The sequence below is a fragment of the Spirulina sp. CCY15215 genome (assembly GCF_016888125.1).
In the GTDB taxonomy this organism is placed as follows: domain Bacteria; phylum Cyanobacteriota; class Cyanobacteriia; order Cyanobacteriales; family Spirulinaceae; genus CCY15215.
The window spans coordinates 19,283-32,229 of sequence record NZ_JACSWA010000454.1; the positions used below are offsets into that span (position 1 = coordinate 19,283).

Here is a 12,947-nt window from a genome sequence, read left to right on the forward strand (position 1 = left end):
AAATTTATATTTCTTTGTCTTCACATTTTCCCAAATCTCGAAATTCTTCGCAAAATTCAAGGAGTCGATTTAAACCCCAAAATTGATCTTCTTGTTTTGTCTGGGTGGAAAGATGGGAAACATGACCACCTTGTGGGGCTAAGAGGAGATGAGCTTGGGGATTTTGGTTCGTGCGTTGTTGAATTTCTGGAACTAAGGTGGGATCGAAAAGGGGATCTTCTCCATCATAAACAAGCAAATAAGGGAGATCGATTTTGTCTAAGAGATAAAGACCGCTCGTTTGATAATAATAATCTTCAACCGTTGCAAAACCATAATAATCAATCACCATTTCGCGATCGAAGGCGCGAATGGAATCAACCCGCTCGATCGCCTCAGATTTAGTGCTTTCTGGAAAGCGATCGCCCCGCAGTTTTGCCGCTTGGTACAATTCCCTCGCTAAAATTCCTTCAATAATTCGGCCAATGGGTGTTTGCACAAGATAAGTTAAAGAGCGATTGGATTCTAAATTAGGGGATAAAACGGCGGCTGTCTGAATATAAGGACACTTTTCCTCTCGTGCTGCTTTTAAGCCCCACAAGGAAAGTTGTCCCCCTAAAGAAAAGCCCGTCAAAGCAACATGAGGAGGACACCCCAACTGCACCAACTGTTCCGCTAGTTTTACCAAATCAAAGCCTTCGTGCCAACCATCAGAAGAAGGAACTGGGGATAATTCCCCACTTTTACCATGCGATCGCCAATCGTAAACTAAAACCGCCCAACCCCGAGCATAAGCCTTACGAGCCAGTGTACGAGCATACCAAGCCGTCTCTAAGTCTCCCGTAATGCCATAAGTAATAATCATCGTTCCTTTTGCACCTGGGGGACAACTCCACAACCCCCACAAAGGCACATCGCGAAAACCCGAAAAACAATGCTCCTGCCAAGGAATAAGGGGAAATTTGGCAAGCCAAGGCGATCGCTCCTTCTGTCTTTGCCAAATCTTCCCATAAACATAACTGGCAAAGATGGTTTGTACTAAGCTATTTCTTAAATACCAAGGCGGATGGTAGGGGGTCATCAATTTCATGGTCGGGTACTCTCCAACAGTCTTGAGTTGAGAAATCAGAAAATAACTTTGCTAAATTTCTGAAATGAAGGAAAAAAACGGCGATCGGCATAAAAGGTTATCGGAAATGACCTCTTATACTTATAATCAATACAGAAAACTTTACTTTCTGCTTGCAGTTCTTATTAAACCGCAACAGATCGTAAAACTAACCTATACCTTAGTTCTCTAGCTATGCCTCGAATACTGGTCATTGACGACGATCCCGCAATTTCGGAATTGGTTTCCATCAACTTAGAGATGGCTGGATACGATGTGAATCTGGCTAGTGATGGCATAAAAGGTCAAGCATTGGCAGTACAACTACAGCCAGACTTGATTATGCTGGATTTAATGTTACCTAAAGTAGATGGCTTTACAGTATGCCAACGACTGCGACGGGACGATCGCACAGCAGACATTCCCGTTCTCATGCTTACGGCACTGGATCAAACTGCCGACAAAGTAGGAGGATTTAATGCCGGTGCTGATGACTATATGACCAAACCCTTTGAACTCGAAGAAATGTTAGCTAGAGTTCGCGCTCTTCTGCGGCGCACCGATCGTATGCCCCAAGCGGCAAAACATTCAGAAATTCTCAGTTACGGTCCCCTGACTCTAATTCCCGAACGCTTTGAAGCGAACTGGTTTGATAAAACCGTAAAATTAACGCATTTAGAATTTGAACTACTGCATTGTTTATTGCAACGTCACGGTCAAACCGTCTCCCCCAGCGAAATTCTCAAGGAAGTTTGGGGCTACGATCCCGATGATGATATCGAAACCATTCGCGTCCACATTCGCCATTTGAGAACGAAATTAGAACCCGATCCTCGTCATCCCAAGTACATTAAAACTGTCTATGGGGCGGGTTATTGTTTAGAGTTACCTGGAATCGAACGAGAAGAGATGGCGGAAAATTCGGCAACGGCTTAGATTTGAACAGATAAAGTTGTTAATATATTGAGTCAGTATCCCCATTATCGAGATGGGGATTTTAAATAGGAGATTGAGAATATGGCAATAATGAGAGAAACAAAATCAAACATCGGTTCTATACTGAGAAAAGTTAGAGTGAGATTGGGATACCCCATCAACGAAAAGTTATTTCAGGTCTGTGGCATCCAACGTTCGGGAAATCATGCGTTAATTAATTGGATAATTTCACAACAACCCTTAAAAACTTGTTTTATTAATGGGGTTTTTCCAGACCAAAACCCTTGGGAGCAAAACTGGGGAATATCCTATCGCAATTTTGATTACTGGCCGGGACATCGAGATCTCGCGGGGGCCCTTGTTTCCAAACAGTTATTGATTTGTTCTTACGAGAATTATGCGTTAGATAAAATCGATCGCCATCGAAGTCAACTTTTAGTAGATGTTGGTAAAAGTCAGGAGGTTTGTTCTGTGTTGATTTTGCGAGATCCTTATAATACCTTCGCAAGCTGGTTAAAAGCAGGTTGGGATGTGACCGCAGAAATTACTGAAATGTGGAAAGTCTATGCAAGAGAATTTATCGGTCAAACCTCTTATCTTCAGAATCAGACAGTAACAATTAATTTTAATACTTGGTTCGCTAGTCAGGAGTATCGTCGTCAACTTGCTCATGCTCTCAATCTAGAGTTTACCGATCGAGGTTTAGATATAATTACACATCACGGCGGTGGTAGTTCTTTTGATAAACAAAGTTTAGATGGTAATGCCAAACAAATGAACGTTCTCAGAAGATTTCAAGCATTTGTCGATAATCCTGTTTATCGCAAAATCTTTCAAGACCAAGAAATTCAAGAATTATCAGAGAAAATTTTTGGTGAGATCGAAGGTACTAAAGTTCTTTGATTATTTATTGGCAAGATTAACCCCTTGTTTGTCATCAAAAAACGATAGTATTTTCAGTAGTCCCAAGGCAGATTGATAGGATTCTTCAATTAGCTCCTGCTGTTCCTCGGGAGTGTCAGCAAGATCATCTGTCACTAATTGCAAAGAGCCTAACATGGCATTGAGTTGGCTGCGAACTTGATAGGAAAGACGCGATCGCAGTGTATGAGAAGCGCGAATAGAAGCGCGAATAAGTGCTTCATTCGTGGGTAGAATCACTTCTCTGGTCTTTTTCTTTTTCCCAAATTGGAGATTGTGGAGTTTAGCATATTGACCATCTAATTTGAGCAATTCTTCGTGATTGCCCACTTCAACAATTCTCCCACGTTCCATGACCACAATTTGATAAGCCTGTCGAATCGTAGAAAGACGATGAGCAATAACAATACTCGTGCGATCGCGGCACAATTCATTAATGGCCTCTTGAACTAATCGCTCGGATATGGTATCTAATGCACTGGTTGCTTCATCAAGAATTAAAATATCTGGGTTTCTTAACAATCCTCGGGCAATGGCAATTCTCTGTCGTTGACCCCCCGAAAGCATGACCCCGCGATCGCCAATATTGGTCGCGAATTGTTGGGGCATTTCCATAATAAACTCATAGGCATTAGCTTGTTTTGCTGCGTTAATAATCTCCTCTTCTGTTGCATTTTCTCGTCCGTAAGCAATGTTATAACGAATGGTATTATGAAACAGAAAAGTGTCTTGACTCACTACTCCTAATGCTCTTCTCAAATCGAAAAGTGCAAACTCTTTCAGATCGACACCATCTAAAGTAATTTTTCCAGCAACTGGATCATAATATCTTGGTATCAGATCTACTAATGTTGATTTTCCGGCTCCAGAAGACCCCACCAACGCCACTGTTTTTCCTTTGGGAATCCACAAATTAATATCTTTTAAAACCAACTCTGACTGTCCAGGATAAGCAAAATCAACCCCTGCAAAACGAATACCTTCTTGTAGCATTTTGTAATGGCGATCGCCTTTTTCCATCAAGGGTTTATCATCTCTCTGTAAAAAATGAGCGACAATTTCTGCACTGGGAGCCATATTAGAAAATTGGCTGCGATTATTGTTTAATTGACCGACAAAAGGAATCAAACGAAATAATGTCACCAAATAAATCAATAAAATAGTTGAAACCGATTCAAGTTGTTGCGTTAAGAAATAGCGACCAAAAACAACGATCGCCAAAATCGTTAAAATTCCCAAACACTCATTGAAAGGAGCAACGACCGCAAAGTTAGCTTGAGAACTTAAATCTGCTTGTTCCCGTTCTTTAATAAAACCTTCTAGTTGTTGATATTCTTCCTCTTCTGTGCTTGCGGTTTTAATCAAACGAATCCCCGCTAAAATCTCCATCAGCCTTTTTGTGTACTGACCGGATTTGTCAGAAAGAATCTGACCATAGCCCCTGGCACGATTGATTAAGTATTGATTGCTGAAAGTAACGCCAATTAATAAAATAGTAGAAATGAAAGTAAGTTGCCAAGATAATGTTAAAAGAATCCAAGAAAAAACCAAAATTGTAATCGCATTAGTCAAGATTGAGATTGCAATTTTAATAGCTTGAGTCGTTCGCCCCATCTCTTGATTAACTATATTGATAAGATCGCCGAGTTTGGTTTTACTATAATAATCCAAATCAACATCTAATAATAATTTAATTCCCGATAGGCGCATTTCAATGGAGAGGGAGCGCAAAAAATAATTACCCGCAATGACCGTGAGATAATTAGCTAAATTTTTCAAAACAATTGCCAGTAAAATTGCCCCAATCATGGCAACAAATTTAAAATCTCCTGGAAACTGATCGAAAAAAGCCATACTTTTGCGGAGGAGAGAGGGACCCTGTGTGATCATTCCTGTATCTTGTCCCAAAAATCCTAATAAAAGGGGAACGATCAAAGCTGTACTCACTCCATTAAAAAGCGCACTAGAAAATCCCAAAATAATCGTTAAACACATTAATAAAGGACGTTTCAAGGCATAAGCCAGTAACAATCGATTAGAAGTCATATTCTACAAAATAGGATTGGCACAATAGCAGCGATCGCATCAACACTATAATACTCTTGGGTAATGGGTAATGGAGAAGGAACAAAAAGAAACTACAAAAAGAAATTACTCCCTTCCTTTCTTGCTTCCCATTGCTCCATAATGCCATTATGGGGTAAAAAAGTAGTTATGTACCAACTAAACACCCTCGAAACCTATCTCAAACAATACTTTGGTTACGATACCTTTAGACCGGGACAGCACCAAATTATTGAAGAGGCACTACAAAACCGGGATTTACTGGCCATTATGCCCACTGGAGGGGGAAAGTCCCTTTGCTTTCAATTGCCAGCTTTGCTCAAACCAGGTTTAACTGTAGTGGTCTCTCCTCTAATTGCCCTGATGCAGGATCAGGTAGACACCTTGTTGAATAATGGGATCGGAGCGACTTTTCTTAATAGTAGTTTAGAGCGAGAAGAAGTGCGATCGCGAGAACAAGAAATTTTGAAAGGGAGAATTAAACTCCTGTATATTGCCCCTGAGAGATTGTTAAGCGAGTCTTTTTTGCCTTTTTTGGAAGTCCTGCGATCGCGGGTGGGAATTTCCGCTTTTGCTGTAGACGAAGCACATTGCGTCTCTGCTTGGGGTCACGATTTTCGCCCCGAATATCGCCAACTCAAACAACTGCGTCAACGCTATGCCAATATTCCGGTTTTAGCTTTTACTGCAACAGCAACTAAGCGCGTGCGGGAGGATATTTGCACACAACTTACTCTTAATAGTCCGAGTATTTATATTGCTAGTTTTAATCGCCCTAACTTATACTATGGAGTTAAGCGAAAAGAGCGTCAAAGTTACAATCAGCTTTTGAATGCGATTCGTCTGCAAAAAGGAGCATCGGGAATCGTTTATTGTTTGAGTCGTCGCAAGGTCGATGAAATTGCATTTCGACTGGAAAAGGATGGCATTTCAGCCCTTCCCTATCATGCCGGAATGGAGTCGGAAAAAAGAAGCAAAAATCAAAATCATTTTATCCGAGATGATGTACAAGTGATTGTGGCAACTGTTGCTTTTGGCATGGGTATTAATAAACCTGATGTGCGTTTTGTTTTCCACTATGACTTACCGCGAAACTTAGAAGGATACTATCAAGAATCAGGACGGGCAGGACGAGATGGCGAACCTGCAAGCTGTATTCTTTTCTATAGTCCAGGAGATAAACCCCGCATTGATTATCTCATCGACCAAAAACCCGATGAGAATGAACAGCGCGTTGCCAGACAGCAATTAAACCAAATTGTAGACTATGTAGAAGGGGCAGAATGTCGTCGCACAATTCAATTGCGTTACTTTGGAGAACGGTTTTCAGGTAACTGTGAAAACTGCGATAATTGCCGCAATCCACAACCGATTGAAGACTGGACAATTGAGGCACAAAAGTTTCTTTCTTGCGTGTATCGCTGTGGGGAAAAATTTGGTACGAACCATATTGTTGATGTATTGCGAGGAGCGAATAAAAAACGAGTTTTAGATTATGGACATCATTTACTTTCGACTTACGGGATTGGGAAAGATAGAAGTGTAGATGAATGGAAACATTTAACGCGATCGCTGCTGCATCAAGGACTATTGGGGTCAACAACCGATGGTTATCCGGTTTTAAAGTTAAATAAAAAAAGTTGGGAAATTCTCAGAAAACAGCGATCGGTTAACATTGCTGTGCCTCAAAAAACGGCAGCGAAAACAGAATCAGAAGCAAATCCTCGGAAAATAGAAGCCGAATTACTCTTCGATCGCCTGCGCTTATTACGAAAAAACCTCGCAGATACTCAATCTGTTGCCCCTTATGTGATTTTTGCTGATTCTAGTTTGCGGGTTATGGCACAACAACGCCCCCAAACCCGAGCCGATTTTGCCCAAATCCCTGGGGTGGTGGCGCAAAAAATGGACCGCTACGGCGATCGCTTTATCTCGGAAATTCGCGAGTTTTGCCAACAACACAAACCACCTGTTCCCGTTGCTTCTGATACGCAAATGATCACCTTGGGTTTATATCAACAAGGGTTAAACTTAGAAGAAATCGCCATCGAGCGTGGTTTGCGTCCCAGTACAATCTCTTCTCATTTAAGCGAATTAATCGAAATGCGATCGCCCATCGACCTCGATCGCCTCGTTCCCCCAGAACGACAAAAAATAATTATCGCCGCAATTGAAAAAGTCGGAGAGAAAGCCTTAACCCCCATTCGAGACGCTTTGGGGGATGAGTATAGTTATGAAGAGATTCGCTTAACGCGATCGCGCTGGCGCAGGGAAAATGAAGATGAGGAAGACCCTTTTTAAAGCAAAAGGAAAGCGATCGCAGGGGACTCTCCCCATCAAAACAGAAATGGCAATCTAACCGAGAAATCTTAGAGAATGGGTCAAAATTGATTAGTTTTCTTCATCATTCTTAATTTAAACCCGTTCTATCCTACAATACCCAAATAAACTTTAAGTTAAAGGAGCAAGGCAGACGATGCAGGTGGCGCAAAAGCCTCTGAGCGTTCCCAAAGAATTTTTACTCGCACCAGGGGGGTTTAATCCCAATGTTCTCCTGTGTATGACGGCAGTAATTCTACTTACCACATCAAGTGGAGGTTATTTCCTCTGGAATTGGCCTCATTGGTTGAGTTTTTGGCTCAATGTTCTTGCCTTGCATCTATCGGGTTCAGTCATCCACGATGCTTCTCATAATTCCGCCCACGCAAACCGGATTATAAATTCTGCTTTAGGACATATTAGCGCTTTAATTCTGGGTTTTGCCTTCCCCGTCTTTACCCGCGTTCACCTCCAACACCACGCCAACGTTAACGATCCTGACAATGACCCAGATCATTTCGTCTCTACCTGCGGTCCTCTTTGGCTCATTGCACCGCGTTTTTTCTATCACGAAGTCTTCTTTTTCAAGCGTCGCTTATGGCGCAAGCACGAACTCCTCGAATGGTTTCTCAGTCGCTTATCTGTAGCAACTTTGATTGGAGTTTCCATTTACTATGATTTTTTCTCTTATATTGTTGACTATTGGTTTGTTCCAGCCCTAGTGGTGGGAATTACCTTGGGACTCTTTTTTGATTATTTCCCCCATCGTCCCTTTCGCGAACAAAGTCGCTGGAAAAATGCCCGCGTCTATGCCAGTCCTATTCTCAATCTGATGATTATGGGACAAAATTACCACCTTGTTCATCATCTCTGGCCATCAATTCCTTGGTATAAATACCAGCCCGCTTATCGCGCCACAAAACCTCTGTTAGAATCAAAGGGGAGTCCTCTATCTTTGGGGATTTTTCAAGGAAAAGATTTTTGGGGCTTTCTCTACGATCTTTTTGTCGGTATTCGCTTTCATCCTAAAAAGAAAGAGTCTGAATAAATTGCTTTTTCTAGCAAGTTGCGATCGCCAAACTGCAAGAACCCGATCTCGTTTCGTAGTTACTGAATATTAATCAAGATGGATGTGAATAAGCTCCCCAAAATCGTTTTATTTTATCCCCTTTTTATGGGTGGGGGAGCAGAAGCCGTTGGACTTTGGATCTTAGAAGCACTCAAAGAAAATTATGAATTAACCCTATTTACCCTCACGGATATCGATCTCGATAAACTAAATTCCATGTATGGAACTCAGTTGACAAAAGATCGCCTAAAAATCCGAGTTGTTTTTGATGTTAGATTTCACAGACTTATTCATTTTTTGGTTGCCAATAATGGATTAGCGAGAATGTTATTATTTCACTTCTTGATTCGTATCTTTAAAAAACATTGCTCCGAATACGATCTACCAATTTCCGGTTATAATGCTACTGATTTAGGAGGGAATGGTATTCAATACATTCACTGGGTAAAAGTTATTGAAGGCAATGCTCTCGCTCATAAAATTTCTGATTTTTCTCTCTCTTCCCTCAAAAGCAATTTGTGTTTGGTTAATTCTCTGGTTGTCGGAGAAACTGTTAAAAAAGTTTATGGTTGCGAATCAAAAGTTATTTATCCTCCTGTTGTCTTAGATGTTCAGGATATAGCTTGGGAATCTAAAGAAAATGCTTTCATTTGTAGTGGAAGACTGACCAAAGCGAAAGAACCCCACCGTGTTATTGAAATTTTAAAGCAAGTGCGCGATCGCGGTTTCGAGATTAAACTATACTTAACAGGAGGAGGAGGAGGAACTTATGCCGTGGGGTATCAACGTCGGCTATACAAGACAATTATGGAAAATTCTGATTGGATTACACTCTATCAAAACTTACCCTATGCAGAATATGTCAAAGTTTTAGCACGATGTAAATATGGTATTCACTATAAAAAAGAACCCTTTGGCATTTCTATTGCTGAAATGGTGAAAGCAGGTGCAATTCCCTTTGTGCGTAGTCAAGGGGGACAAGTTGAAATTGTCGGGTCAGAGAATGAGGAATTATTATTTAGCAATCCTAACGAAGCGGTGGAAAAAATTGCTAGTGTTTTAAGCGATCGCAGCAAGCAAGAATCTCTGAAAGCACAACTAAAACCGCGAAATAATCTCTTCTCAACTGCAAAATTTAAGGAAGAAATTCAACAGGCGATCGCCGATTATTTTGCCACCTCGATCTAGTTCAAGATATATATAAATAAATATTTGCTTATGTCTTCGCAAACTAAAATTTCCTTACTATCGCCAAACTTACATGGTGGAGCAGCAACAAGGGTTTATCTCCTAGCTAAAGTTTTGCAACAACTGGATTTTAACGTCAAAGTTTTTGGTTGTCTGTTTGAAGAACAACTCTATCCTATTCCCCCCAAAGACCTTCCGCTTCAGTGGGTTAAAGGCTGTAACTATCCGCAATTTTTTCAGTCTGTCCAAGAGCTTATCCAGGCGATCGATGGAGATATTATTTATGCAGTTAAACCCAAACCCACCAGCTTTGGCATTGGTTTACTCAAACGTTTTCTCTCGAAACGCCCTCTTCTCTTAGATATTGATGATTGGGAATTAAGTTGGTTTGGGGGTGATGACTGGCAATATCAAGCCAACCCGAAAAAAGTCGCTCGAGATATTCTCAAAAAAAATGGAGCATTGCGAGATCCCCAACATCCCCTTTATTTACGCTGGTGCGAACAACTCGTCGCCAAAGCCGATCTTGTTACCATTGATACAGAATTTTTGCGAAATCGCTATGGCGGTATTTATCTACCTAATGGCAAAGATACCCGTTTATTCGATCCAGAAAAATTTAATCCGGAAGAAAGTCGCGCAAAATATGGACTGTCTGAATACCGTGTTTTAATGTTTCCTGGCACCGCACGACCTCATAAAGGCATCGAGGATGTTATCGAGGCCTTAAACTTACTCGATCGCCCAGATTTGCGATTTGTCTTAGTCGGAGGAACGCCAATAGGCGACGGTTATCTGGAACAATTGTTAGAGAAAGGGAAACCGTGGCTGATTAAACTACCATCGATTCCCTTAGATGAAATGCCCGAAGTCGTTGCAGCCGCTCATATTGTTATTGTTCCCCAACGGGATACCCCCGTCGCCCGAGCGCAGTTCCCCATTAAACTTGGAGATGGCATGGCTATGGCCAAACCTGTCATCTCTACTCGTGTTGGCGATATTCCTGATATATTAGGGGAAACAGGGTTTCTTGCCGATCCCAGTTCCCCTCAACAAATTGCCACGCAGATTGAGGCGATTTTCCAAAATTACGACGAAGCGATCGCCCGTGGACGCAAAGCACGAGAAAGATGCGTGCAGTATTATAGTGTTGATGCTATGGCTGCTATTCTAAAAGAGGCGATCGCGAATCTTTCTGGATAAACCAATGACTCCCAATCGATTATTGCTCAAATTTGCCTTTCGGCATCCAGTTTTAGTGGTTTTGACCATTCTTTCTGGATTTTCGAGTGCAATTTTTAACGGAGTCAGTACCGCTTTAATTGTTCCTCTCATGTTGGGGTTTCTCGGTCAAGATGACCAAATTTTAAAAAAAGGACCCGCATTTTTACAAAAGATATTTGTTTTTTTCGATCGCTTTCCCGGAGATTGGAAATATCTAGCGATGCTGGCAGTGGTTTTATTCGCGATTATTCTCAAAAATCTCACAATTTATTTAACAACTATTATTGCGAGTTATTTGTCTCAATATTTAGTCAATGGAATGCGTCTAGAGGGTCTAAAACTCCTCTTAGAAGTAGACCTCGATTATTATAGTAAAACGAAAGTAGGCGATATTATTAACTTTTTGAATCAAGAAGTTGGACGAACAGTAAGTGCAATTAAATTTGCCCTCAAAATGCTTACATCTGCCATTACTATTTTCGTGTTCCTCTGGATTTTGTTATTTTTATCTTGGCAGCTTACCTCCATCGCAATATTTCTCTTAGGATGTGTCGCATTAAGCAATCAATATCTGATCAAACAAGCCAAGGCTTATGGAAAAATTGTCTCGCAAAAATCCAGCGCATTTTCAGGAAAACTATTAGAAATTCTTTCGGGCATCCGTTTAATTAAAACAGCAAGTATGGAGGATTCAGAATATCAAAGAATTGCCAGATTTATCCGTGAACGAGAGCAAGCTGAATTCAAAGCCCAAGCAAATTATGCCATTATTAGTCCCATTAATGAAATCGCAGGAATTCTCATTGTTTTAGCCATTGTTATTATCGGACGTTACCTCTTTGCCGATCGCCTACAATCGGTTTCAACGATTCTTTTGATTTACTTAGTCACTCTCTTTCGCCTGCTCCCCATTGTCGGACAATTAAACGGCGATCGCAGTAGATTTGCCAATGTTGCTTACAGTGCCGCTATTGTTGCTGATTTTCTACGACGGGATAATAAACCCATTATGAAGAAAGGAGAGAGGCAATTTCAATCTCTCAAACAAGGCATTTGCTTTGAAAAAGTAACCTTCGCTTATCCCGGCCATGATGAACCAGTTTTAAAAGATATTGATTTATGGATACCCAAAGGAACAACCGTTGCTTTAGTCGGTTCCTCTGGGGCAGGAAAATCAACATTAGTCGATTTAATTCCCCGTTACTACGATCCCAGCGCAGGAAGCATCACATTAGATGGCATCAATCTGCAAGATTTTCAGCTTCGCAGCCTGCGAAGGGCAATGGGGGTTGTTAGTCAAGAAACCTTTTTATTTAATAATACAATTGCCTATAACATTGCTTACGGCAAAAACGAGACAACAGAAGCCGAGATTATCGATGCCGCAAAACGTGCCAATGCCTATGAATTTATTATGGAAATGCCCCAAGGATTTGAGACAGAAATCGGCGATCGCGGGGTAATGCTTTCCGGAGGACAACGACAGCGCCTAGCCATTGCCCGCGCCCTCTTACAAGATCCGGAAATCTTGATTCTTGATGAAGCCACCAGTGCTTTAGATACCATTTCCGAGAGATTAGTACAAGAAGCCATTGACGAACTTTGCCGCGATCGCACCACCATTGCGATCGCCCACCGCCTTTCCACCGTGCAGCAAGCCGATAAAATTGCCGTGATGGAAAAAGGACGCATTGTAGAATTAGGCAACCATGAAGAATTACTCGCCCTCAACGGGCAGTATGCCAAATTATACGAAATGCAATTTGGCAAGAAAAAAGCCAAGAAGATCGTACTCCCAACCAATGCCGCCTTGATCCGAGCATCCTTGCGAGCTTCTCACGAACTCAGAACGCGACTATCCTATGAAGTGAGAACACGACTGAATGCCATGTTAGGTCTTCTACAACTGGTACAGGAGGATTTAGTCGATACTCCAGAAGAACGAGAAGAGTTAATCGAAGAATCTTACGAATCCGCTTTACAATTACTGAAAACCCTTTCTTTCTATGAAGAAAAAGGCGCGAAATTATCGAAACGAGAGATTTGAACAAAATGTCGAGTGCAGTCCCTACCCATAATCTTTGATTTGGGTAGGGTTAGCGAGACCAACAAAGGAAATCGCGAAGCATCCGACTAGAG

At 41.4% G+C, this 12,947-nt stretch carries 9 protein-coding genes; 7 read left to right on the top strand and 2 right to left on the bottom strand.

Annotated elements, in window-relative coordinates; genetic code table 11:
- Positions 1–4: 4 nt before the first annotated feature.
- Positions 5–1,069: an alpha/beta fold hydrolase gene (locus JUI58_RS14535; RefSeq protein ID WP_239121481.1), complete on the bottom strand. Its 1,065-nt coding sequence runs from the start codon at positions 1,067–1,069 to the stop codon at positions 5–7.
- 213 nt (positions 1,070–1,282) lie between these two features.
- Here JUI58_RS14535 and JUI58_RS14540 point away from each other — a divergent pair, with 213 nt between their 5' ends.
- Both JUI58_RS14540 and JUI58_RS14545 read left to right on the top strand, forming a co-directional pair.
- Positions 1,283–2,023: a response regulator transcription factor gene (locus JUI58_RS14540; RefSeq protein WP_204104515.1), complete on the top strand. Its 741-nt coding sequence runs from the start codon at positions 1,283–1,285 to the stop codon at positions 2,021–2,023.
- A gap of 81 nt (positions 2,024–2,104) precedes the next feature.
- Complete coding sequence (locus JUI58_RS14545; RefSeq protein WP_204104516.1) at positions 2,105–2,926, top strand: hypothetical protein; 822 nt, start codon at positions 2,105–2,107, stop codon at positions 2,924–2,926.
- Here JUI58_RS14545 and JUI58_RS14550 read toward each other — a convergent pair whose 3' ends face one another.
- Positions 2,927–4,990 (bottom strand): ABC transporter ATP-binding protein, encoded by a 2,064-nt coding sequence (locus tag JUI58_RS14550; protein ID WP_204104517.1) that lies wholly within the window; start codon positions 4,988–4,990, stop codon positions 2,927–2,929. It lies immediately after the preceding gene.
- Between the two features lie 168 nt (positions 4,991–5,158).
- Between JUI58_RS14550 and recQ the strand changes: the two genes are divergently transcribed.
- The 5 genes from recQ (at position 5,159) to JUI58_RS14575 (ending at position 12,855) form a co-directional block, all read left to right on the top strand.
- Positions 5,159–7,309 carry a DNA helicase RecQ gene (gene recQ, locus JUI58_RS14555; RefSeq protein ID WP_204104518.1) on the top strand — a complete coding sequence of 717 codons (2,151 nt, stop codon included), beginning with the start codon at positions 5,159–5,161 and terminating at the stop codon, positions 7,307–7,309.
- 175 nt (positions 7,310–7,484) lie between these two features.
- Positions 7,485–8,375 (top strand): beta-carotene hydroxylase, encoded by an 891-nt coding sequence (crtR, locus tag JUI58_RS14560; RefSeq protein WP_204104519.1) that lies wholly within the window; start codon positions 7,485–7,487, stop codon positions 8,373–8,375.
- A 78-nt stretch (positions 8,376–8,453) separates the two neighbouring features.
- On the top strand, positions 8,454–9,584 hold the full coding sequence (locus JUI58_RS14565; RefSeq protein WP_204104520.1) for a glycosyltransferase: 1,131 nt from the start codon (positions 8,454–8,456) through the stop codon (positions 9,582–9,584).
- Between the two features lie 30 nt (positions 9,585–9,614).
- Positions 9,615–10,787 (top strand): glycosyltransferase family 4 protein, encoded by a 1,173-nt coding sequence (locus JUI58_RS14570; protein ID WP_204104521.1) that lies wholly within the window; start codon positions 9,615–9,617, stop codon positions 10,785–10,787.
- A 4-nt stretch (positions 10,788–10,791) separates the two neighbouring features.
- Positions 10,792–12,855 (top strand): ATP-binding cassette domain-containing protein, encoded by a 2,064-nt coding sequence (locus JUI58_RS14575; protein WP_204104522.1) that lies wholly within the window; start codon positions 10,792–10,794, stop codon positions 12,853–12,855.
- The last annotated feature ends 92 nt before the right edge of the window (positions 12,856–12,947 follow it).